Raw genomic sequence first — 20897 nt, 5'->3', positions numbered from 1 at the left:
TCTTTCGAAAGCCCACCGTGACCGATACCGCAGACCTGCGACCCGACCGGATGCTGAGCGTGCGCGAGGTGTTCGGCATCGACACCGACCTGCAGGTGCCCGCCTTCACCGAGCGCGATGACCACGTGCCCGAGGTCGATGCCGTCTACCGCTTCAACCCCGACGTGACGCTCGCGATCCTCGCGGGCTTCACGCGCGACCGGCGCGTGATGGTGCAGGGCCTGCACGGCACCGGCAAGTCGACGCACATCGAGCAGGTGGCCGCGCGCCTGAACTGGCCCTGCGTGCGCCTGAACCTGGACGGCCACATCAGCCGCCTGGACCTCGTGGGCAAGGACGCCGTGGTGCTGCGCGAAGGCCAGCAGGTCACCGAATTCCAGGAAGGCATCGTGCCGTGGTCGCTGCAGCGTCCTGTCGCACTCATCTTCGACGAGTACGACGCGGGCCGGCCCGACGTGATGTTCGTCATCCAGCGCATCCTGGAGCGCGACGGCAAGTTCACATTGATGGACCAGAACAAGGTGCTGCGGCCGCATCCGTTCTTTCGCCTCTTCGCCACCGCGAACACGGTGGGCCTGGGCAACCTCAACGGCCTCTACCACGGCGCGCAGCGGCTCAACCATGCGCAGATCGACCGCTGGAACATCGTCGCCTCGCTCAACTACCTGCCCGCCGATGAAGAGATCGCGATCGTGCAGGCGCGCGTGCCCTCTCTGGCCGACGATGCGGGCCGCAAGCTCGTCGCGGCGATGGTGGCCGTGGCCGACCTCACGCGCAAGGGCTTCGCGGCGGGCGACCTTTCCACGCTGATGTCGCCGCGCACCGTCATCACCTGGGCCGAGAACGTCGAGATCTTCAAGGACCCGGCGCTCGCGTTCCGGCTCTCGTTCGTCAACAAGTGCGACGACGCCGAGCGGCCTTTGGTGGCGGAATACTTCCAGCGCTGCTTCGACCAGGAGCTTGCGGAGTCGCACCAGCTCGGCCGTTCCGCATGATGTGGACTTGCTGCCAATCTCCAAGAACCGTTCGGGCTGAGCTTGTCGAAGCCTCGCGCAGCGCTTCGACAAGCTCAGCGTGAACGGCTTGGTTTTTATCGTTCCAAACACCCACTTGTATGAGTGATGCCCAGCGCCGCGTGCGGCAGGAGGAGCAGGTCGCCGAGCTCTGCGCGGGCGTGGTGCGGGCCTTCAGCGGCGAGCGCGACCTGCACTTTCGCGGCAAGCGCTTGCACCGCGGGCGCGTGGCGCTGCCGTGGTTCGCGCCGCACCTGCATCCCTCGGCCGACACCGACGACTTCGCCTCGTTCCGCGGCGTGGCCGATGGGCTCGCATTGCGGCTCACGGTTTCGGATGCGGCCCTGCATGAAAGCCTTCGCCCCGAAGAGCCGGTCGAACGCATGCTCTTCGAAATGCTCGAGCAGTTCCGCGTCGAAGCGCTCGCGCCCGAGGTCATGGCCGGCATGCGCCACAACCTGCGGCACCGCCACGAACAGTGGTCGCTCGCCTTCCACCACTCGGGCCTGACCGACACCGCGCGCGGGCTGCTGCTCTATGCGATCGCACAGATCTGCCGCGCGCGCGTGAGCGGCCAGCAGGTGGTGGAGGAAACCGAAGACATGCTCGAAGCCACGCGCTTCCATCTCGCGCCGCTGATCGGCCATGCGCTCGCGGGCCTGCGCCGTGACCGCGCGGACCAGGCCGCCTACGCCGTGCACGCGCTCGCCATCGCGCGCACCGTCGCCGCGATGCTGCACGAGGCCGGCGAAGAAAGCCCCGACGCGCGCGACCCGCACGTGGACGACAAGCGCAGCGTGTTCATGCTCGTGGCCGACATGGACCGCGAGATCATCGAGCGCTTCACCACGGCCGAATCGGGCCGCAGCGCGGTGATCGACGAGGCGGGCGGCGCCTACCGCGTCTTCACGACCGCCTACGACCGCGAGCACGACGCGGCCACGCTCGCGCGCAAGGAAGTGCTCGCCGACCACCGCGAAAAACTCGACCGCCGCATCGCCGCGCAGGGGGTGAACATCGCGCGCCTCGCCCGCGAACTGCGCGCGCTGCTCGCGGACCCCACGCGCGACGGCTGGGACGGCGGGCAGGAAGAAGGCCTCATCGACGGCCGCCGCCTCGCGCAGCTCGTGGCCTCGCCGACCGAGCGGCGCCTCTTTCGCACCGAGCGCATGGAGCCGGTGGCCGACTGCATGGTGACTTTTCTCATCGACTGCTCGGGCTCGATGAAGGAGCACGCCGAATCGGTCGCGATGATGGTGGATGTGTTCGCACGCGCGCTCGAGCAGGCGGGCGTGACCAGCGAGGTGCTGGGCTTCACCACCGGCGCGTGGACCGGCGGCCGCCCGCAGCGCGAGTGGGTGCGCGCCGGCAAGCCGCTGCATCCGGGCCGCCTCAACGAGCGCAGCCACCTCGTCTTCAAGGCCGCGGCCACGCCATGGCGGCGCGCGCGCCCCGCGATGGCCGCGCTGCTGAAGGCCGACCTGTTCCGCGAAGGCATCGACGGCGAGGCAGTCGACTGGGCGTGCCAGCGCCTGCGCCTGCGCCCCGAGGCGCGCAAGCTGCTGCTCGTGATTTCCGACGGCTCGCCGATGGACAGCGCCACCCATCTCGCGAACGACGCGCACTACCTGGACCACCACCTGCGCGACGTGGTCGCGCGCCAGGAGCAGCGCGGCGATATCGAGATCGCGGGCATCGGCGTCGGGCTCGACCTGAGCCCGTACTACAGCCGCAGCCACGTGCTCGACCTGGCCACGTCCACCGGCAACACCATCTTTCGCGAGGTGATCGACCTCATGGCGGGGCGCCACCGGCGTTGAAGCAAGGCGGACGTAAAGGCTGAGACGTTTTGGATTACATCCAAGTCCCTGATTGACAAAGGGCGCCCATGGTTCTTACATTGGGTTCCACATCCGGGAACGGTGTTCCGATATTTGGAACACTTCTGAAAGTCTCATGGATTCCACGCTCGCCAAAGGTCTTGCCGCCATCGAATGGATGACGCGCCAGCAACGCCCCTGCCGCGTCACCGACCTGGCACAGGCTTTCGGCATGGCGCGCAGCAACGCGCACCGCACGCTGCAGACGCTGGTCGATTGCGGCTGGGCCGTGCAGGACCCGGACACCAGCGCCTACCGGCCGAGCCTGCGCCTGTTCGAGCTGGGTGCGCTGGTGGCCGATGCGGCCGACGTCGGCGCGCTGCTGCGCCCGCACCTGGCGGCGCTTGCGCAGCGGACGGGCGAGACCATCCACCTGGCGGTGCTCGACGGCGCCGAGATCGTCTACCTCGACAAGTTCGACAGCCCCCTGCCGGTGGCCGCCTACTCCCGAATCGGTGGCCGGGCCGCGGCCTACTGCGTGGCGTCGGGCAAGGCGCTGCTGGCCGCGTCGGCACCCACCGTGCCCGCGCTGCACGAGCGCTTCGGCACGCTGGCGGCCCACACGAAGAACAGCATCACCGACTTCGATGCGCTCCTTCTCGAACTCGAACGCACGCGCGCCCGCGGCTACGCGGAGAACCGCGAGGAATGGCGCCTGGGCGTCTGCGGCCTGGGCGTGCCCGTGTTCAACGCGCGCGGCGAAGCGGTCGCGGCCGTCGGCATGAGCGTGCCCTCGATCCGCTTCGCGCGCACGCAGGCGCGGGGCCTGGCCGACCGTCTCATGGCCTGCGCGCGCGATGCGAGCGTGACGCTGGGCTACCGCGCGAGCGCGCTGCCGATATCCACCACAAAGAGAAGGAGACTCGAATGACCCCGTTCCTCGCCCCCTGGCTGCGCGCCGGGCTGCTGGCCACCGCATTGCTCTCGACGCTGGCCGCGCCCTTCGCAGCGCAAGCCCAGAGCGGCAGCGACTACCCGAACAAGCCGATCCGGCTGATCGTGCCCTACCCGCCCGGCGGCGGCACCGACGTGATCGCGCGCATCGTGCAGGAGCGCTTCTCCACGCTCCTGGGCCAGCAGGTGCTGATCGACAACCGCGGCGGCGCGGCCGGCTCCATCGGCACCGAGGTCGTGGCCAAGTCCGCGCCCGATGGCTACACGGTGCTCTTCACGCTCTCCTCGCACACCATCAACCCGGCCATCTACACCAAGCTGAGCTTCGACACCGCGAAGGACTTCGCGCCGGTCGGCCTCGTCGCCTCGCTGCCGCAGATCCTGGTGGCCAACAACCAGTTCGCACCGAACACCGTGGCCGAGCTCGTGGCGCTGGCCAAGGCCAAGCCCGACAGCATTTCCTTCGCGTCGGTGGGCAACGGCTCGCCCGGGCACCTGGCGGGCGAGCTCCTGAAGCTGCGCACCGGCACGCAGATGACGCACATCCCCTACCGCGGCGGTGGCCCGGCCGTGACCGACGTGATGGGCGGGCAGGTGCCGCTCCTGTGGGTGTCGATTCCCGCGGCCGCGCAGTTCGTGAAGGCCGGCAAGCTCAAGGCGCTCGCGGTCTCCACCACCAAGCGCAGCGCCGCCTTCCCCGACGTGCCGACGATGCAGGAGGCCGGCATTCCCGACTTCGACGTGGACTCGTGGTACGCCGTGTTCGTGCCCGCCAAGACACCGCAGCCCGCCATCGACAAGCTCAACCGCGTGATCAACACCGTGGTGAAAGAGCCCGAGATCCGCGAGAAGCTGCTGGCGCAAGGCAGCGAAGGCGTCGGCGGCACGCCCGAGCAACTGGGCAAGGTCGTGACGACCGAGCTCGTGCGCTGGCAGAAGCTCGCGAAAGAAGCCCACATCAAAGTGGACTGAGGCTCACCCCCAGGCGATGCGCACTTCGTGTCGCGCGCGCCTTCCCCCTACCGGGGGCAACACCAGCGGCCCGGCAAAGCCGGTTCCGCGGTGGTCCCCGACTGAATACGCAACGCAAGCCCTCTTGAAGACCATGGAACATTCGCCCCCCTCTTCCTCCCCCATCGCCGAACTCGTGGCGCGCGCACGCGCCGCGCAGCGCATCTACGAAACCTGGTCGCAGGAACAGGTCGACACCGCCGTGGTCGCGGCCGGCTGGGCCATCATCGAGCCGGCGCGCAACCGCGAGCTGGCCGAGCTGGCCGTGGCCGACACCGGCGTGGGCAACGTCGAGGACAAGGTCCGCAAGAACTACCGCAAGACCTTCGGCCTCTTGCGCGACCTGCACGGCGCGCGCTCGGTCGGCGTGATCGGCGAAGACCCGGCGCGCGGCATCGTGGAAATCGCGCGGCCCGTGGGCGTGGTGTGCGCAGTCACCCCCTCGACCAACCCGGGCGCGACGCCGGCCAACAAGATCATCAATGCGCTCAAGGGCCGCAACGCGGTCATCGTCGCGCCCTCGCCCAAGGGCTGGTCGACGGCGGCGCGGCTCATCGAATTCATCCACGCACAGTTCGACCGCATCGGCGCGCCGCGCGACCTGGTGCAGCTCTTGCCGCTGCCGATCAACAAGCAGGCGACGGCCGAGCTGATGCGCCTGTGCGACCTCGTGGTGGCGACCGGCTCGCAGGCCAACGTGCGCGCCGCGTATGCCAGCGGCACGCCGGCCTTCGGCGTGGGCGCGGGCAACGTGGCGGGCATCGTCGATGAAACGGCCGACGTGCACGCGGCGGCCGAGCGCATCGTGCGCTCCAAGACCTTCGACAACGCGACCAGTTGCTCGTCGGAGAACAGCCTGGTGATCGTCGATGCGGTGCGCGCCTCGATGCTCGCCGCGCTCAAGGACCGCGGCGCCGTCATGCTCGCGGCCGCGCAGAAGGCCACGCTGCAATCGCTGATGTGGCCCGAGGGCAAGCTCTCGGCCGCCGTCATCGGCCAGTCGGCGCGCACCATCGCGGAACGCGCCGCAGAACTCGATGGCGCCAACCGCGACGGCTGGCTCGCCATTGCGGCCACCGACCCGCGCATCCTCATGGTGGCCGAAGACGGCGTGGGCCACGACCATCCGTTCTCGGGTGAGAAACTCAGCCCCGTGCTCGCCATCTACGCCGCGCGCGACTTCGACGAAGCGGCCGCCACGGTCGAGCGCATCTACGCCTACGAGGGCGCGGGCCACTCGGTCGGCCTGCACAGCGCCGTGCCCGAACGCGCGACCACGCTGGGCCTCACGCTCCCGGTGTCGCGCGTGATCGTCGACCAGGCGCACTGCATCGCCACCGGCGGCAGCTTCGACAACGGCCTGCCCTTCTCGCTCTCGATGGGCTGCGGCACCTGGGGCAAGAACAACTTCTCCGACAACATGAACTACCGGCACTACCTGAACATCACGCGCGTGTCGCGGCCGATTCCGGAGAGGGTGCCGAGCGAGGACGAGATCTTCGGCGCGTACTTCGCCAAGCACGGAGCGAAATGAGCGGCGAGACGGCCTCGGCCTCCACCGTCCACGCGCTGATCGAGCGCCAGGCCGCGTTGCAGCCGCACGCGGTGTACGCCCGCAGCACCGAGAGCGAGCGCCACATCACTTACGGCGAGCTTGCGCGCGGCTGCCGTCGCGTGGCGGGCGTGCTGGCGCGGCACGGCGCAACGCCCGGCGAGACGGTTTCCGTCGTCATGCCCAACGGCCTGCAGACGCTGCGCCTGCTGCTGGGCGCGATGCACGCGGGCTACTGCGTGAACCCGGTCAACCTGCTGTCGCAGCCCGAGCAGATGCGCTACGTGCTCACGCATTCGGACTGTCGCGTGGTCTGCGTGGCGCCCGAGTGGGAAGCGCGTGTGCGCGAGATGGTGCAGGCCTTCGAGCGGCCGGTAACGGTGATCGTGGTCGACCCGGAAGCCGAGACGCTGCCCGGCGAAACCGACGCCGCGGCCGATGCGCCGCCGCCGGCACCCGATGCCGTCGCGCTGCTGATGTACACCTCCGGCACCACCGGCATGCCCAAGGGCGTGATGCTCTCGCAGCGCAACCTCGCGGCCAATGCGCACGCCATCAGCGCCGAGCACGCGCTCAAGCGCGCGGACCGCGTGCTCGCGGTGCTGCCGCTCTATCACATCAACGCCTTCGCCGTGACCATGCTCGCGCCGCTCGCGCACGGCGGCAGCCTCGCGATGCCGCCGAAGTTCTCGGCCGGCCGCTTCTGGGAACAGGCGACGCTCACGCAGTGCAGCTGGATCAACGTGGTGCCCACGATGATCTCGTACCTGCTCGAAGGCACGAAGCCGCCGCTCGCGCAGACGCTGGCCATCCGCTTCTGCCGCTCGGCCTCGGCGGCGCTGCCGCCCGAACACCACCGCGCGTTCGAGCAGATGTTCGGCATCGGCATCGTCGAGACCATGGGTCTGACCGAAACGGCCGCGCCGTCGTTCTCCAACCCGATGGACCCGGCTGCGCGCAAGCTCGGATCGGTCGGCCGTGCCTCGGGCTGCATGGCCGGTGTGGTCGATGCGCAGCTTGCGGCCGTGCCCGACGGCACGACCGGCGAACTGGTCATTCGCGGGCCGAACGTGATGCTCGGCTACTACAAGAACGACGAGGCCACGCGTGCGAGCTTCACGCCCGACGGGTGGCTGCGCACCGGCGACCTCGGCCACCGCGACGCGGACGGTTTCTTCTTCGTTACCGGCCGCATCAAGGAGCTGATCATCAAGGGCGGCGAGAACATCGCCCCGCGCGAGATCGACGAGGCGCTGCTGCAGCACCCCGCCGTGCTCGAGGCCGCGGCCGTGGGCGTGCCCGACCGCCACTACGGCCAGGAGATCGGCGTGTGCATCGTGCTGCGCGAAGGCTGCGCCTGCACCGAGGACGAGCTGCGCGCCTTCAGCGCCACCGCGCTCGGCCGCTACAAGACGCCGGGCCACTACCGTTTCGTCACCGACCTGCCGCGCGGGCCTTCGGGCAAGGTGCAGCGCCTGAAGCTGCTGCCGCTCTTCGAGGGATGACGGCGGCCGAGCTGCTGGTGCCGCCGCTCGCGCCGGCCCTGCTTGCCTACAGCCTCTGTGTGGTGTTCGCAGCCGGCATCGTGCGCGGCTTCGCGGGCTTCGGCTTCTCGGCGATCACGGTGGCGGGCCTGTCGCTGGTGGTGTCGCCCGCGCTCGTGGTGCCGGCCATCTTCATGCTCGAAATTCTCGCGAGCCTGAGCCAGCTGCGCGGCATCGCGCGCGATGTCGACATGTCCTGGCTCAGCTGGCTGATGGTGGGCAACCTCCTGTGCATTCCGCTCGGCGTGGCGCTGCTTGCATGGCTGCCGGAGACGCCGCTGCGCCTTCTGATCGGCGCGCTGCTGATGGCGGCTGCGCTGCTGCTGCGCGGCGGCGCGCACGTCACGCTCGTGCCCACGCGCGGCGTGCGGCTCGCGGCGGGGTTGGCCTCGGGTTTCATCAACGGCGTGGCGGCCATCGGCGGCATCGCCATCGCCGTGCTGCTGAGCACCGCGAAGATGGCGCCCGCCGCACTGCGCGCGACGCTCATCGCGCTGCTGCTGTTCAGCGATGCGGTGTCGCTCGTCGCCGCCGCGCTCATGCCGTCGTCCGCGCATGGATCGGGCAACCTGCTGGGGCCGAACACGCTCAAGTGGGCGGTGTGGCTCGCGCCCGCGATGCTCGCGGGCATCTGGTGGGGGCAGCGCTCGTTCAAGGGCGTGTCGCCCGAGCAGTTCAGGAAGCACGTGCTGAACCTGCTGATCGCGCTGGCCACGGTGAGCGTGCTGCGCTCGCTCCTGAGCCTGCTGGGGTGACTGCGGCAGGCGCGCGCCCTTCTTGCGCCCCGCTTTCGGCGCGGGCCTTCGGGCGGCGCGACGCCAGCGCCGGCATCGCCCGGGCTATGCTCGGCGCCACATGCCGCAGTCCGACACCTCCGCATCCTTGCCCTGGCGCGCCGCACTGGCCATCGGCGCGCTGGCCCTGTGGCTCGCGGTGCCCGCCAGCGCGTCGGCCGCAGCGTGCCTGGACACCGCCACCAACGTTCCACCACCCTCCCGCGCACTCGCGATGGCCACCTTCGCCCAGCAGGAGCACCAGGCCTTCGGCGCGCAGACCATGGACGCCGAGGGCCGCCTCACCTACGCGGGCGCCTGGGAGGCCGAGGACTTTCGCGCCACCGCACAAGACCTCGCGCCCTGGCAGCGCGTGCTCGGCTACTGGAAAGCCACCGGCGTGCGCCTTCGCGGCACCGACCCCGATGCGGCGCCCGACGCCTCGGAGCCGCAGTCCATCGACGCCGCATTGAGCCGCGCCGCGGTGATCGATGCGCCGTGGTCGGCCGCCTTCATCAGCTGGCTCGCGCAGCGCGCCGGCCTCGGTGCGGACGAATTCGTTTTCTCCGAAGCGCATGCGGACTACGCGGGCGCCGCGTGGCGCGCCGGCATCGAGGAAGCGGCAGGCCGCGCGACCCCCTACGCGATGCGCGCCTGCGACCTCATGCGCACGCCGCCGCGCGTGGGCGACCTCGTCTGCCAGGCGCGCGGCGCGGGCGCAGGCTACGACACCTTCGAGCGCATCGGCGAAGTGCTGGCCGCGCGCCCCACGGGCGGCGATGCGCTGCCGATGCATTGCGATGTGGTGGTGGGCGTGGATGCCACGGGCTTCGACACCGTGGGCGGCAACGTGATCCAGTCGGTCACCCTGCGGCGCCTGGCGTTCGCGCCCGGCACGCGGCTGCTGGATCCGAGCTACCGGCCCGAGGGATGCACGCCTGGCGCGGCCGGCTGCATCGACCGCCACATGAGCCGCCAGCCGTGGTCGCTGTTGCTGCAGTGGCGATGAAGGGCTGAGGGGCTGAGGGCTGGCTTCAGCGGTAGTACGCCTCGACCGTGCCCTTGAGTTTGAGCAGCAGCGGGTAGCCCTTGCGGTCCACCGCCTTGCCTGCCGGCACCTTGATCCAGCCTTCGCTGATGCAGTACTCCTCCACGTCCAGCCGCTCCTTGCCGTTGAAGCGGATGCCGATGGGGAATTCGAAGACGGCCGCCACGTGGTGCGGGCTGCGCGCATCGGTGCAGAGACGGTCGGGAAGGGGCGGACGGGTTGTTTCTTCGGTCATGGGAGTCTGTGGTTCGGGAACGACCCGAATGATAAGGACCTCGGTACCGGCGCTTTCTACGCTGCCTTTTAACGCCGCCTTTTAACGCCGCTTTCTAACGCCGCTTTTTCCAGGGCTTGGGCGGCGGCTTCGGCCCCGCGCCGAGCGCGGCGCGCGCCAATGCGTCGGCCTCGCCATTGCGATGGCGCGGAATCCATTGCACGCGGGCTTCGTCGAACGTGCCGAGCAGTGCGCGCGCGTCGTCGTAGAGCGGCGCCAGCCGCGCGATCGGCCGGGCGTCGGCCGCGCCGAGCTGCTCGACCAGGATGCTGTTGTCGCTGTACGCCACCACGGCGCTGGCGCCGCGGTCTCGCGCTTCCCGCAGCGCGAGCGTGAGCGCGCGCAGCTCGGCCTCGTTGTTGCACCCGGTCGTGTGCGTGGCCAGCGACAGCGTGTGACGCGTGCCGTCGGGCTGCGTGAGGACCGCGCCGATGCCCATGCGGCCCGGGTTGGGCATGGCGCTGCCGTCGCAATGGATGGTCCAGTGGCGCGGGTGTACGGACGTTGCGGCAGGCGCGGGAAGGGTCATGGAATGGGAAGCGTGGCCTCTCGGCCTGCCGGTCTTCAGCAGTTGCCGCGCTTGATGCCCGCGAGGTTCTGGCACGGCCGCTGCCCGGGCGGCGGCCCCGGATCGCTCGCGCGGGGCGGACGGTTGGCGTGGCGCTGCGGTCCGTCGTAGTAAGGATCGGGCCCGAGGATGTACACCGGCGGGTCGGTCGGCGGCGCCTCGGCGACGGGGTTGCGCGGGATGATGGCCGGGCCCGACGGCGCGGTGACCGGCGGTGGCGTGTAGGTCGGCTGGCGCGACGCCTCGGCCTGCGGCCTCGGCATGGGAACCGGCGGCGGCGGCGTCTCGTCGATCGCCACCTGCCGCGACTGCTTGCTGTCCGACGGGCACTTGCCGTCGGTGTACGAGATCTTCCCGTTGGCATCGGTGCAGCGCACCACGTCCGCATTCGCGGCCAGCGCGGCGAACAGGAGCGGGATGAGGACGAGGGAGTTGCGCATGAGGCGGTTCTACCAGATTGCGCGCTATTTCCCAATCGGCGGCGGCGCTGTCGTATCGTTGCGGGTGCTGCGATTTTCGCCCTCTCCCCACGCCCGCCATGCGCCCTGCCAATCTCCTTGAAGTTGCCCTTGCGGACCTGCCGCGCAGCGCGGGCTCGCCACTGTTCGAGCGGCTGCGCGCATCGGTGGGCCAGGTGATCCGTCGCGCACCGCCCCTGCAAGAAACCGCGCGCTGGCACACCCACACCATCGGCGGCGCCGAGCGGCGCTTTGCGCAGCCCATCACCTTCACGCCGTATGCATCGGTGCGGCCCTGCTCGGCGCGCTGCAGCTTCTGCTCGGAGAACCTGCGCAAGACCGAGGGCGGAACGCCGGCCTCGCGGCTGCGGCCCACGCCCGATTACTTCGATGGCCTCTCGCATGCACTGCGCGCCCTGCGCGGCGTGCCGCTCTCGTGGTCGCTCTCGGGTCTGGAGACGAGCGACGATGCCGACTGGATGCTCCGGCTCCTGGCCACGCTGACCGCGAGCGAAAGCGACGGCCCGGCCATCGAAGACCGCGTGCTCTACACCAACGGCGCCGGCTTCGCCGCACCGCAAGGCGAGGTGCTGCGGCACGCGCTGCAGAGCTTCGGCCTGAGCTGGCTGGAGCTGTCCCGCCATCACCACGACGGCGCCATCAATCAACACATCATGCGGTTCCGCCCCGAGGTGGCGATCGGCGACCAGGCCGTGTTCGAGCGCACCGCGCGGCACCTTGCCGATGCCGTTCCACTGCGCCTCGTGTGCATCCTGCAGCGCAGCGGCGTCGCGCTGCCGCAGGACGTGGCCGCCTACCTCGCATGGGCGCAGCGATGCGGCGCCGGCACCGTCGTCTTCCGCGAGTTCTCGCGCCTGGACGACGGCTACCGCGACAACGCCACCGCGCGCTACCTGCGCGCCGAGCGCGTGTCGATGGACGCATTGCTGACCGCCTGCCTCGACGACCCCGAAGTCTCGCGCGGATGGACCCTCGAGAGCCTCACCGAGGGCTACTACTTCTGGAACCTGCGCCTGTGCACCGCGAGCGGGCTGAACGTCGTCTTCGAGAGCGCCGACTACGGCGCCATGCACGAACGCCACGCGACCGGCGACATCTACAAGCTCGTCTACTTCGCGGACGGCCAGCTCTGCGCCGGCTGGGAGCCGGGGCACGACGTGCTGCTCGACACCCGCACCGAACAAGGCTTGGCCCATGCCTAGTCACAGCTGGTTGATGCTCGACCACGAATCGCCGCGCTACCGGCTGCCCGACGACCTGCGCGCACGCGACCCGATGGCCGGGCGAGATTGCGGATGGGTCGAGCAGATGCTGCCCTTCGTGCGGCAGTTCTCGCAGCCGGGCGAGACGGTGTTCGATCCGTTCGCGGGCTTCGGCACGACCTTGCTGGCGGCGCGTCTCGAAGGCCGATCGGCTTCAGGTTGCGAGGTCGATGCAGGCCGCATCGACCTCATCCGCGAGCGGCTGACGCGTCATGACTTCACGCAGGGCACCACGCTCCTGCACGGCTCGTGCGATGCGCTCGACGGCGTGCCGCCCTTCGACCTGTGCCTCACCAACGTGCCCTACTTCGGCTGCCGCTGGCCCGGTGCGCCCGCGGCTTCGCAGCTCTACGACAGCCAGAGCTACGCGCAACACCTCGACGGCCTGCGCGATGTTTTCTACCGCGTCCGCGCGAGCCTGCGCGAAGGCGGGGCCTGCATCGCGATGGTGGAAAACATCCACCTCGGCGACCGCGTGCTGCCCCTCGCTTTCGACCTCGCGCGCATCCTGGGTTCGCTCTTCGTCATGGAAGAAGAGCGCGTGCTCATCTATCCGCACGAGAGCGAAGAAATCGATGCCGATGCCCGCACCGACCGGCGCCACGAATACGCATTGGTCTTCCGCAAACAGCGCGAGCGCATCGACCTGCAAGCCACCGCCGAGCTGCTCGACGCCCTGCGCGCACAAGGCCATGCCTTCACGCTGCTCGGCAGCTTCGCGCGATGGCAGCAAGACCCGCAAGGCACACCCCCCGCAGACGCCGACATCCGCGCAGACGCAGACCCCCAGCGCCTGAACGCCCTGCTGCAATGGCTGCGCGACCAAGGCTTCGCACTGACGAGCTGGGGCGACCCCATCGCCCTGCCCCTTCACCTGGACAGCTACCGCGGCCGCTATTACTTCCGCGCCGACCGCATCGACAGCCACGGCGCGTTGACCCGACTGGACATCTGCTACGAACAATGAGCCACACGTTCGATCGCCGCAGCGCTTGATCGCCCCGCACAACGACAGCGCCCGGCGTGCGCAGGGCATCGGGTGCTCCCCGCAGCGAAATCAAGGAGGAGGCCGCAGGCCGGGGGACATTCGCGGAGGGGAGCACCCGGTGGCCTGCGCACGCGCCCCGAACCGTCGAACCGCCACTCAAAGCAGCCCGCTCATCTTCCCCGCAGCCGCCTTCAGCGCATCGATGCGCTTGACCGCATCCTCCATCGACATCCGCGCCGTAGGCGCATGCACAGCAAGCGCCGCGCGCACCTCGCCCGCCGCATCGCGCACCGGCACGGCCACCGCCACGAGCCCCGCGATGAACTCCTCGCGATCGCGCGAATAGCCGCGCTTGGCGATCTCATCGCACTCGGCACGCAGCGCATCGGCCTTGGTGATGGTGTTCGCCGTCATGCGTTCGAGCGGCAGGTTGTCGATGAACGCATCGCGCGCCGGCTTGGGCATCTGAGCGAGAAAGAGCTTGCCGCTCGCGGTGCAGTGCAGCGGCACATGCGAGCCCACATCGAGCGTGAGGCGCAGCGGCCATTGCGCCTCGACGCGATCTAGGTACAGCACCTGCGCCCCGTCGAGCGTGGTGAGGTTGCAGGTCTCGCCCACCTTGCGCACGAGCTCCGAGAGCACCTCGTGCCGCAACCCGCGCACCACACCGTGGTTCAGCGTATCGAACGCGAGCTTGCGCAATGCAGGCCCGACGCTGAACGAGCGCTCGTCCACATCGCGCGCCAGGAACCCCGTCGCCAGCAACTGCGTGCAGATGCGGTGCGCCGTGCCCTTGGGCAACCCGAGCTGCGCGGCCAGTTCGGCGAGCGTGAGCGCGCGGCCTTCATTGGCCAGCAGCGCCAGCAACCGCAGGCTGCGCTCGGCAGACGAACCGGAGGCCGACTCCTCGACGGCAGGCACCGCAGGAGGGGCAGGAATCACTTCAACAGGCGCGCGCGCGGCTCGTGGCATGCGGGTAAACCTTAAAAATGGAACATTGCGTTCCGAAAAACAATAACCTAGGATGCGGCGGATCGGAAGCGATTGTTCCACTCCCCGGGTGCCTTGCATGCGTGATGAAGAGTTCGACTACATCGTCGTCGGCGCCGGATCGGCCGGCTGCGTGCTGGCGGGCCGGCTGAGCGAAGACCCCGCCACGCGCGTGCTGCTGCTCGAAGCAGGCCCGCCCGACCGGTCGCTCTGGATCCATCTGCCCATCGGCTACGGCAAGACCATGTGGAGCCCTACCTACAACTGGCGCTTCGAGACCGACCCCGACCCCAACATGAACGGCCGCCGCATCTACTGGCCGCGCGGCAAGACGCTGGGCGGATCGAGCGCGATCAACGGCCTCATCTACATCCGCGGCCAGCGCGAGGACTACGACCACTGGGCCGCGCTCGGCAACGCAGGCTGGGGCTACGACGACGTGCTGCCCTACTTCATCAAGTCCGAAGGCAACCAGCGCGGCGGCGATGCCTTCCACGGCGGCGACGGGCCGCTGAAGGTGTCGGACATCGCAGCGAAGCACGAGCTCATCGAGGCCTTCATCGGCGGCGCGCAGCAGACCGGCGTGCCGCGCACCGAAGACTTCAACGGTGCCGCGCAGGAAGGCGCGGGCTACTACCAGCTGACCACGCACAAGGGCTGGCGCTGCAGCACGGCCAAGGCCTACCTCACGCCCGCGAAGCACCGCCCCAACCTGCGCATCGAGACGGATGCGCTCGCGGGCAAGCTCGTGCTCGAAGGCCGCCGCGCGGTCGGCATCACCTACCGGCAAGGCGGCGAATTGAAGACCGCGCGCTGCCGCGCCGAGGTGCTGCTGTCGGCGGGTTCGATCCAGTCGCCGCAGTTGCTGCAACTCTCGGGCATCGGGCCGCGCGCGCTGCTCGATCGCTTCGGCGTTCCCGTCGTGCACGACCTTGCCGGCGTCGGCGAGAACCTGCAAGACCACCTGCAGATCCGCCTCGGCTATGAGTGCACGAAACCCATCACCACCAACGACCAGCTGAACTCCTGGGCCGGGCAGATCGGCATGGGCATGGAGTGGCTCATGCACCGCACCGGCCCGCTGGCCGTGGGCATCAACCAGGGCGGCTGCTTCATGCGCGCGCTGAAGGACGAGCGCGGCAACCCCGTCGCCGCGACGCCCGACATCCAGTTCCACGTCGCCACGCTCTCGGCCGACATGGCCGGCGGCAAGGTGCATCCGTACTCGGGCTTCACGATGTCGGTGTGCCAGCTGCGGCCCGAGTCGCGCGGGCACATCCGCATCCGCTCGCTCGATGCGGCCGAGCCGCCCGAGATGCAGCCCAACTACCTGGCCACGGACCTGGATCGCGCGACCACCGTGGCCGGCGTGAAGGCCGCGCGCGCCATCGCCGATGCGCCCGCGATGCGCCCCTACGTGAAGCGCGAGGTGAAGCCCGGCCCCGCGGCCGCGAGCGACGACGACCTGCTCGAGTTCTGCCGCAACAACGGCGCCACCATCTTCCACCCCACCGGCACCTGCCGCATGGGGAGCGATGCGCTCGCGGTCGTCGATGCGCGCCTTCGCGTGCACGGCATCGCAGGCCTTCGGGTCATCGACTGCTCGGCGATGCCGACGCTGGTGTCGGGCAACACCAACGCACCCGCCGTGATGATGGCCGAGAAGGCCGTCGACCTGATCAGAGAGGACGCCAGGGCGAACTGAAAAAGGCCCGAAGAAAAAAGGCCCGCAGAGGCCGCCGCGACAAACAACAACTCATTGGAGACAAACACATGAGCGCAACCGACGAGAAAGCGATTCGCAGGGTGGTCATCTCCGCCCTGGTGGGCGCCACCATCGAGTGGTACGACTTCTTTTTGTACGGCGTGGTGGCCGGCATCGTGTTCAGCAAGCTGTACTTTCCGGGCAGCGACCCGGTGGTGTCGGTGCTGCTGGCCTACACCACCTTCGCGGTGGGCTTCGTCACGCGGCCGCTGGGCGGCGTGATCTTCGGCCACTTCGGCGACAAGATCGGCCGCAAGAGCATGCTCATCATCACGCTGATGATCATGGGCGTGGCCACCTTCCTCATCGGCCTGGTGCCCACCTATGCGCAGATCGGCATCGCGGCGCCCGTGCTGCTGTTGCTGCTTCGCGTGGCGCAGGGCATCGGCCTGGGCGGCGAATGGGGCGGCGCGGTGCTCATGGCGTACGAGTACGCGCCCAAGGACAAGCGCGGCTTCTACGCATCGCTGCCGCAGATCGGGCTGGCCATTGGCCTGTGCCTCGCGTCGGGCGTGGTGGCGCTCCTGTCGTCGCTGCTCACCGACGAGCAGTTCATGGCGTGGGGCTGGCGCATCGCGTTTCTCATCTCGGGCGTGATGGTGCTGGTGGGCATGTACATCCGCCTGCACGTGCAGGAGACGCCCGAGTTCGCGGCCGTGAAGGCGCGCAACGCGGAGCTGCGCATTCCGTTCATGGACATGATCCGCCGCTACCCGGGCAATGTGTTGAAGGGCATGGGCGCGCGCTACATCGACGGCGTGTTCTTCAACATCTTCGGCGTGTTCTCGATCAACTACCTCACCAGCACCATCAAGATCAGCCGCACCGATGCGCTGCTGGGAGTGATGGCGGCGGCGATCGTGATGATCTTCTTCATCCCCTTCTTCGGCCGGCTCTCCGACAAGATGGGGCGCGGCAAGGTCTACATGTGGGGGTCGCTCATCACCGCCGTATCGGCCTTCCCCGGCTTCTGGCTCATGACGCACAGCGGGGGCAATGTGCTGCTGGTGTGGCTCGCGATCATCGTGCCCTTCGGCATTTTGTATGCCTCGGTGTACGGGCCCGAGGCGGCGCTGTTCTGTGACCTCTTCGATGCGAAGGTGCGCTACACGGGCATCAGCTTCGTCTACCAGTTCTCGGGCATCTTCGCCTCGGGCATCACGCCGATCATCGCGACCGCATTGCTCAAATCGGGCGGCGGCGAGCCGTGGCAGATCTGCATGTACGTGCTGTTCGCGGGGGCAGTGTCGGCGCTGTGCGCCTGGATGATCGGGCGCAGCCCATCACCCGCTGATGCCGTCGATGCGCCCGGAGCGGTCGCATCGCGTTGATTCAGTTCAGCCGCCTCAGCCGGCTGGTGCGGGCTGCGGCGGCGCTGCCGGCGTGAGCCCGTAGCGCGACATCACCGCGACCAGCGCCGCCCGGTCGGGCGGCCCGCCCGCATTGACCACGGCCGCGACCTCCCGGAAGTACGCCGCGCCGATGTCCGGCGTCAGCACGACCAGGGCGCGCGCCGTTTGCGATCCGACGTTGCGAAAGCCGTGCACCGAGCCGCGCGGCGTCGACATCCATTCGCCGGGCTGGAGTTCGCGCGTTTGCGCATCGACCGAATAGGTGACCGAACCCTCCACGACGTAGAAGAACTCTTCGTTGTCCCGGTGGCTGTGCGGCGGCGGCACGTTGGCGCCCGGCGGCAGCGTGAGCTCGAAGACGCCGAGGCCGCCGGTGGCGGTGCCATCGACCAGGTAGCGGATCTCCAGCTGGCCTGCCTTGATCACTTCGCTGCTGCTGCTCATGTGCGTTTCCTTCGTTGATGCCGAGGCCGGGACTCTAGGGCGTTCCGGGGAAAAGATAAATCCCCATCCATAACCCCAGACGACGAAGCGGCCGCGCTACTTCAGCCGGTAACTGAGCTTGCGCCCGCCGCTGACGGTGGAGTCCAGCCCCACCCATTCGCCCTGCTGCGAGTACCACACGTCGATGGGCTGCGCGGGCGTGGCGATGCGCCAGCGCGTGGCCGCCACTTGCTGGCCGCGCACCTCCACCGTGCCGCTGCCCGCGCGGCTGACCTGCACCGCTTCGAGCTTGCCGTTCTGCGCATTGAGCAGCCGCTCCTGCTGGCGGATGCCGGGGTGCCAGTAGGCGAAGCTCATCACGCAGCCGTCGACCGACTGCGTGCCCTTGGGCCCGGCGACCGACAGGCCCCCGTCGCCGGCCGCATCGGCATTCACCTTCTCGGGCGTGCCGTCGTCATCGGTCTTGGAGGTCAGCTGCCGCAGGCAATCGCCGCGCCAGAGCTCGGTGGCCGAGTGGCGGTAGCGGTACACCGTGAGGCCCAGCAGCTTGACCGCGAACGAGGCTTCGCTCGCGAGCTTGCGCTCGTCGCCGTTCGCGCTGACGGCGGTGAGCACGAAGCGGTGCTCGCCGATGGGCGCGTCGTCCAGCAGCACGCGGAAGTTCCAGTCGCCGCTGCCGGGGCCGGTTGCAAAGGCGGCGCCGCACCAGAGCGCGGCCAGCAGGAGGAGCGTTTTCTTCATGTGGGTTTGCGATGGTTGCCGCGCACCGGCCCGGGCACGAAGGCGTTGGTGCGCGCGATGTAGTCGCGGTAGGCGGGGCGGCGCTCGCCAATGTCGGCTTCGAGCATGCGAACGCCTGAGACGCGCAACAACAGCCAGGTCATGAGGATGGGCGAGACGATGGTCCACGCGCCACCGAAGCCCGCACCCGCCACCGCGATGAGCCACAGGCCCCACCAGACGCAGGCCTCGCCGAAGTAGTTGGGGTGGCGCGTGTAGCGCCAGAGCCCGCGGTCCATCACCTTGCCTTCGTTCGCGGGATCGGCCTTGAAGCGGCCCATCTGCGCATCGCCGATGGCTTCGAAGAAGAGGCCGAAGAACCCGAGCGCGATGCCGACGACGTCGAGCCAACCGAGCGGCCGCGCCGCCGCCATGCCCGGCAGGAACGGCGCGGAAACAATCCATGCGAGCACCGCCTGCAGCGCGAACACGAGGTACAGGCTCTTGAACGCGAAGCCCGGCTGGTTGCGCGCGCGAATGGCCTGGTAGCGGCGGTCTTCGCCATGCCCCCAGTTGCGCCAGGTGATGTAGAGGCAAAGCCGCACCGCCCACGCCGCGCCCAGCACCGCCATGCACAGCCCACGCGGCGTATGCCCCGGCAGCAGCGCGAAGTAGACAAGCCCCGCGCCCACGATGCAGACGGGCCACACGCGGTCCACGAGGCTCACGTCATGGCGCGCGAGGCTGGCGAGCCAGGTGAGGACGACGACCAGCGCGGTCCATGCCAATCCTGCGAATGCGATGCCGGTCGCTCCCGCTGTCATGCGCGGCGCTCGAAGAGGTAGTGGCTGACCCACCAGCGCTGCCCGCCATCGAAGCCGAACAGCTCCGCCACCGACATGAAGAACAGCCGCCAGCGCGTCCACCACACGTTGGCCTCCGCGCCGTAGGTGGCCTTGAACAGCGGGCGCAGCTCGTCGCGGCGCGCGTCCATGTTGCGCAACCACGCCTCGGCCGTGCGCTGGTAGTGGCTGCCCTCCCAACGCCAGCGGCGCAGGAGGCGCAGGTCGTCCTGGCAGTGCAGCGCGAGATCGTCGCTGGGCATCATGCCGCCGGAGAAGAAGTACTTGCTCATCCAGTCGCTCGCATCGCGCACCTCGAACGGGTACGGCGCCTCGCGGTGCGCGAAGACGTGCATGAAGAAGCGGCCCTCGGGCTTGAGCCAGCGCGCGACATTGGCGAAGGCCTGCGGCCAGTTGCGCAGGTGCTCGAACATTTCGACGGAGACGATGCGGTCGAAACGCTCGTCGGTGTCGAAGGCGTTGATGTCGCGGGTCAGCACGCGCACGTTGGCCAGGCCCCGCTGCGCGGCCTGGGCTTCGATGTATTCGCGTTGGGAGTTGGAGTTGGAGAGCGCCGTGACCCAGCTGTTCGGGTACTTCTCGGCCATCCACAACGTGAGGGAGCCCCAGCCGCAGCCCAGCTCCAGGATGTCTTGACCATCGATGAGGCCGGCTCTTTCGCAGGTGGCTGTGAGGGCGGCGGATTCGGCTTCTTCGAGGGTCCGGGTGCCTTCGGGCCAGTAGCAGCTGCTGTATTTGCGGTGGTTGCCCAGGACCTGGGCGAAGAAGGCGGCGGGGACTTCGTAGTGCTGCTCGTTGGCTTTTTCGGGGAGCGGCGCGAGGTTCGATGAGCGCATCTGGGTGAGGAAAGCCTGCGTCAGGTCGGCGATGGCCAGGGGGTTGCCGGCTTGCAATTCGGTGAGGCGGTCCTTCAGGAGGCGGCGGATGCCTCGGCGGAGGAAGGAGTCGGGGATGAGGCCTTTTTCTGCCCAGTGGAGGGCGGAGGTGAGGTTCTGCGGCATGGGGGTTTCTCCTCGGCGGGCACGGTGGAAGGGTGTGCGGTTGGGAGATGTACGCAGCGGGATGGGGTTTGGATGAGGGTGGCTTGCATACCTTCGCCAGAGGCGGGAGTCGCCCGGCCACAACAGGGCGTTCTGGTGTCGCGTACTTTCATATTCAGATCGGGGCCGCGGTCTCGCGAGCCATGGATCTGTCGTTGTTCGTGGGTAGTCTTTGGGCTAATCTGAAAGGACTTGTACGGAGCGTGCTACCGCCGCCAAAACGCGGCAGAAGTTCTGACCGCGGACTGGGCGTGCCCAACTGTGCGGCAGTACACGTCATCGGTATTAGTGCATCAACAAACGCTGATCGTCACAACCAAAGAGGACTTGGTTGTAGGTGCGCACGAACAAAACGAGAAAGTACGAGGAAGGGTAATGAGAAATTCAAGTGCGCTGCGAGGCATGCGTGGAGAAGACTCGGCAAGGCTGCCGATTTT

Annotated in this window: 20 protein-coding genes; 12 read left to right on the top strand and 8 right to left on the bottom strand. The window is 68.9% G+C overall.

The features are described 5' to 3' along the window. Window positions 1-17: 17 nt before the first annotated feature. The 8 genes from ACZYRS_RS10405 (at window position 18) to ACZYRS_RS10370 (ending at window position 9676) form a co-directional block, all read left to right on the top strand. Window positions 18-995, top strand: coding sequence for an AAA family ATPase (locus ACZYRS_RS10405; RefSeq protein ID WP_463419178.1), 978 nt, complete (start codon window positions 18-20; stop codon window positions 993-995). 119 nt (window positions 996-1114) lie between these two features. After that, the gene (locus tag ACZYRS_RS10400) at window positions 1115-2833 is read left to right on the top strand and encodes a cobaltochelatase CobT-related protein (RefSeq protein ID WP_463419177.1); all 1719 of its coding nucleotides are present in this window, start codon (window positions 1115-1117) and stop codon (window positions 2831-2833) included. Window positions 2834-2969: 136 nt separating this feature from the next. Next, window positions 2970-3764 (top strand): IclR family transcriptional regulator, encoded by a 795-nt coding sequence (locus tag ACZYRS_RS10395; RefSeq protein WP_463419176.1) that lies wholly within the window; start codon window positions 2970-2972, stop codon window positions 3762-3764. Beyond that, on the top strand, window positions 3761-4759 hold the full coding sequence (locus tag ACZYRS_RS10390; RefSeq protein ID WP_198789664.1) for a tripartite tricarboxylate transporter substrate binding protein: 999 nt from the start codon (window positions 3761-3763) through the stop codon (window positions 4757-4759). The genes ACZYRS_RS10395 and ACZYRS_RS10390 overlap by 4 nt, the downstream gene beginning before the upstream one ends. Window positions 4760-4892: 133 nt before the next feature. Next, window positions 4893-6332 (top strand): acylating sulfoacetaldehyde dehydrogenase, encoded by a 1440-nt coding sequence (gene sauS, locus ACZYRS_RS10385; RefSeq protein WP_463419175.1) that lies wholly within the window; start codon window positions 4893-4895, stop codon window positions 6330-6332. Then, window positions 6329-7855 carry an AMP-binding protein gene (locus tag ACZYRS_RS10380; protein WP_463419174.1) on the top strand — a complete coding sequence of 509 codons (1527 nt, stop codon included), beginning with the start codon at window positions 6329-6331 and terminating at the stop codon, window positions 7853-7855. Before sauS ends, ACZYRS_RS10380 begins: the two co-directional genes overlap by 4 nt. After that, window positions 7852-8649, top strand: coding sequence for a sulfite exporter TauE/SafE family protein (locus ACZYRS_RS10375; protein ID WP_463419173.1), 798 nt, complete (start codon window positions 7852-7854; stop codon window positions 8647-8649). Before ACZYRS_RS10380 ends, ACZYRS_RS10375 begins: the two co-directional genes overlap by 4 nt. 100 nt (window positions 8650-8749) lie before the next feature. After that, window positions 8750-9676, top strand: a complete 927-nt coding sequence (locus ACZYRS_RS10370; RefSeq protein WP_463419172.1) for a DUF2272 domain-containing protein — start codon at window positions 8750-8752, stop codon at window positions 9674-9676. 25 nt (window positions 9677-9701) lie between these two features. Here ACZYRS_RS10370 and ACZYRS_RS10365 read toward each other — a convergent pair whose 3' ends face one another. The 3 genes from ACZYRS_RS10365 to ACZYRS_RS10355 all read right to left on the bottom strand — a co-directional run bounded on the left by ACZYRS_RS10365 (window position 9702) and on the right by ACZYRS_RS10355 (window position 10997). Further along, window positions 9702-9950, bottom strand: coding sequence for a DUF3297 family protein (locus tag ACZYRS_RS10365; RefSeq protein WP_093437225.1), 249 nt, complete (start codon window positions 9948-9950; stop codon window positions 9702-9704). A 94-nt stretch (window positions 9951-10044) separates the two neighbouring features. Then, the gene (locus ACZYRS_RS10360) at window positions 10045-10518 is read right to left on the bottom strand and encodes a ribonuclease HI family protein (protein ID WP_463419171.1); all 474 of its coding nucleotides are present in this window, start codon (window positions 10516-10518) and stop codon (window positions 10045-10047) included. 35 nt (window positions 10519-10553) lie between these two features. Then, on the bottom strand, window positions 10554-10997 hold the full coding sequence (locus ACZYRS_RS10355; protein WP_463419170.1) for a DUF4124 domain-containing protein: 444 nt from the start codon (window positions 10995-10997) through the stop codon (window positions 10554-10556). 98 nt (window positions 10998-11095) lie between these two features. Between ACZYRS_RS10355 and ACZYRS_RS10350 the strand changes: the two genes are divergently transcribed. Together ACZYRS_RS10350 and ACZYRS_RS10345 are read left to right on the top strand one after the other, a co-directional pair. Continuing rightward, the gene (locus ACZYRS_RS10350; RefSeq protein WP_463419169.1) at window positions 11096-12238 is read left to right on the top strand and encodes a hypothetical protein; all 1143 of its coding nucleotides are present in this window, start codon (window positions 11096-11098) and stop codon (window positions 12236-12238) included. After that, window positions 12231-13265: a DNA methyltransferase gene (locus ACZYRS_RS10345; RefSeq protein ID WP_463419168.1), complete on the top strand. Its 1035-nt coding sequence runs from the start codon at window positions 12231-12233 to the stop codon at window positions 13263-13265. The genes ACZYRS_RS10350 and ACZYRS_RS10345 overlap by 8 nt, the downstream gene beginning before the upstream one ends. Window positions 13266-13442: 177 nt before the next feature. On the opposite strand, the gene ACZYRS_RS10340 is transcribed toward ACZYRS_RS10345, so the two are convergent. Beyond that, window positions 13443-14258, bottom strand: a complete 816-nt coding sequence (locus ACZYRS_RS10340; RefSeq protein ID WP_463419167.1) for an IclR family transcriptional regulator — start codon at window positions 14256-14258, stop codon at window positions 13443-13445. Between the two features lie 97 nt (window positions 14259-14355). On the opposite strand from ACZYRS_RS10340, the gene ACZYRS_RS10335 reads away from it, so the two are divergent. After that, on the top strand, window positions 14356-15981 hold the full coding sequence (locus tag ACZYRS_RS10335) for a GMC family oxidoreductase (RefSeq protein ID WP_463419166.1): 1626 nt from the start codon (window positions 14356-14358) through the stop codon (window positions 15979-15981). Between the two features lie 68 nt (window positions 15982-16049). Next, complete coding sequence (locus ACZYRS_RS10330; protein ID WP_198789674.1) at window positions 16050-17372, top strand: MFS transporter; 1323 nt, start codon at window positions 16050-16052, stop codon at window positions 17370-17372. Window positions 17373-17387: 15 nt separating this feature from the next. On the opposite strand, the gene ACZYRS_RS10325 is transcribed toward ACZYRS_RS10330, so the two are convergent. The 4 genes from ACZYRS_RS10325 to ACZYRS_RS10310 all read right to left on the bottom strand — a co-directional run bounded on the left by ACZYRS_RS10325 (window position 17388) and on the right by ACZYRS_RS10310 (window position 20421). Next, on the bottom strand, window positions 17388-17837 hold the full coding sequence (locus ACZYRS_RS10325) for a cupin domain-containing protein (RefSeq protein WP_198789675.1): 450 nt from the start codon (window positions 17835-17837) through the stop codon (window positions 17388-17390). A gap of 96 nt (window positions 17838-17933) precedes the next feature. Then, window positions 17934-18578 carry a DUF6134 family protein gene (locus ACZYRS_RS10320; protein ID WP_198789676.1) on the bottom strand — a complete coding sequence of 215 codons (645 nt, stop codon included), beginning with the start codon at window positions 18576-18578 and terminating at the stop codon, window positions 17934-17936. Beyond that, the gene (locus ACZYRS_RS10315; RefSeq protein ID WP_463419165.1) at window positions 18575-19381 is read right to left on the bottom strand and encodes a DUF1295 domain-containing protein; all 807 of its coding nucleotides are present in this window, start codon (window positions 19379-19381) and stop codon (window positions 18575-18577) included. Before ACZYRS_RS10315 ends, ACZYRS_RS10320 begins: the two co-directional genes overlap by 4 nt. Next, window positions 19378-20421 carry an SAM-dependent methyltransferase gene (locus tag ACZYRS_RS10310; protein ID WP_463419164.1) on the bottom strand — a complete coding sequence of 348 codons (1044 nt, stop codon included), beginning with the start codon at window positions 20419-20421 and terminating at the stop codon, window positions 19378-19380. Before ACZYRS_RS10310 ends, ACZYRS_RS10315 begins: the two co-directional genes overlap by 4 nt. Between the last annotated feature and the right edge of the window lie 476 nt (window positions 20422-20897).

It is taken from the genome of Variovorax sp. AC194, assembly GCF_979257995.1.
The sequence above is the reverse complement of the archived record's forward strand: the minus strand, read 5'-3'. Positions and strand labels throughout refer to the sequence as shown.

Coding starts and splice junctions, on each gene's coding strand:
- ACZYRS_RS10400 (WP_463419177.1), top strand. CDS start 1,115: ATGAGTGATGCCCAGCGCCGCGTGCGGCAGGAGGAGCAGGTCGCCGAG.
- ACZYRS_RS10395 (WP_463419176.1), top strand. CDS start 2,970: ATGGATTCCACGCTCGCCAAAGGTCTTGCCGCCATCGAATGGATGACG.
- ACZYRS_RS10390 (WP_198789664.1), top strand. CDS start 3,761: ATGACCCCGTTCCTCGCCCCCTGGCTGCGCGCCGGGCTGCTGGCCACC.
- sauS (WP_463419175.1), top strand. CDS start 4,893: ATGGAACATTCGCCCCCCTCTTCCTCCCCCATCGCCGAACTCGTGGCG.
- ACZYRS_RS10380 (WP_463419174.1), top strand. CDS start 6,329: ATGAGCGGCGAGACGGCCTCGGCCTCCACCGTCCACGCGCTGATCGAG.
- ACZYRS_RS10375 (WP_463419173.1), top strand. CDS start 7,852: ATGACGGCGGCCGAGCTGCTGGTGCCGCCGCTCGCGCCGGCCCTGCTT.
- ACZYRS_RS10370 (WP_463419172.1), top strand. CDS start 8,750: ATGCCGCAGTCCGACACCTCCGCATCCTTGCCCTGGCGCGCCGCACTG.
- ACZYRS_RS10365 (WP_093437225.1), bottom strand. CDS start 9,950: ATGACCGAAGAAACAACCCGTCCGCCCCTTCCCGACCGTCTCTGCACC.
- ACZYRS_RS10360 (WP_463419171.1), bottom strand. CDS start 10,518: ATGACCCTTCCCGCGCCTGCCGCAACGTCCGTACACCCGCGCCACTGG.
- ACZYRS_RS10355 (WP_463419170.1), bottom strand. CDS start 10,997: ATGCGCAACTCCCTCGTCCTCATCCCGCTCCTGTTCGCCGCGCTGGCC.
- ACZYRS_RS10350 (WP_463419169.1), top strand. CDS start 11,096: ATGCGCCCTGCCAATCTCCTTGAAGTTGCCCTTGCGGACCTGCCGCGC.
- ACZYRS_RS10345 (WP_463419168.1), top strand. CDS start 12,231: ATGCCTAGTCACAGCTGGTTGATGCTCGACCACGAATCGCCGCGCTAC.
- ACZYRS_RS10340 (WP_463419167.1), bottom strand. CDS start 14,258: ATGCCACGAGCCGCGCGCGCGCCTGTTGAAGTGATTCCTGCCCCTCCT.
- ACZYRS_RS10335 (WP_463419166.1), top strand. CDS start 14,356: ATGCGTGATGAAGAGTTCGACTACATCGTCGTCGGCGCCGGATCGGCC.
- ACZYRS_RS10330 (WP_198789674.1), top strand. CDS start 16,050: ATGAGCGCAACCGACGAGAAAGCGATTCGCAGGGTGGTCATCTCCGCC.
- ACZYRS_RS10325 (WP_198789675.1), bottom strand. CDS start 17,837: ATGAGCAGCAGCAGCGAAGTGATCAAGGCAGGCCAGCTGGAGATCCGC.
- ACZYRS_RS10320 (WP_198789676.1), bottom strand. CDS start 18,578: ATGAAGAAAACGCTCCTCCTGCTGGCCGCGCTCTGGTGCGGCGCCGCC.
- ACZYRS_RS10315 (WP_463419165.1), bottom strand. CDS start 19,381: ATGACAGCGGGAGCGACCGGCATCGCATTCGCAGGATTGGCATGGACC.
- ACZYRS_RS10310 (WP_463419164.1), bottom strand. CDS start 20,421: ATGCCGCAGAACCTCACCTCCGCCCTCCACTGGGCAGAAAAAGGCCTC.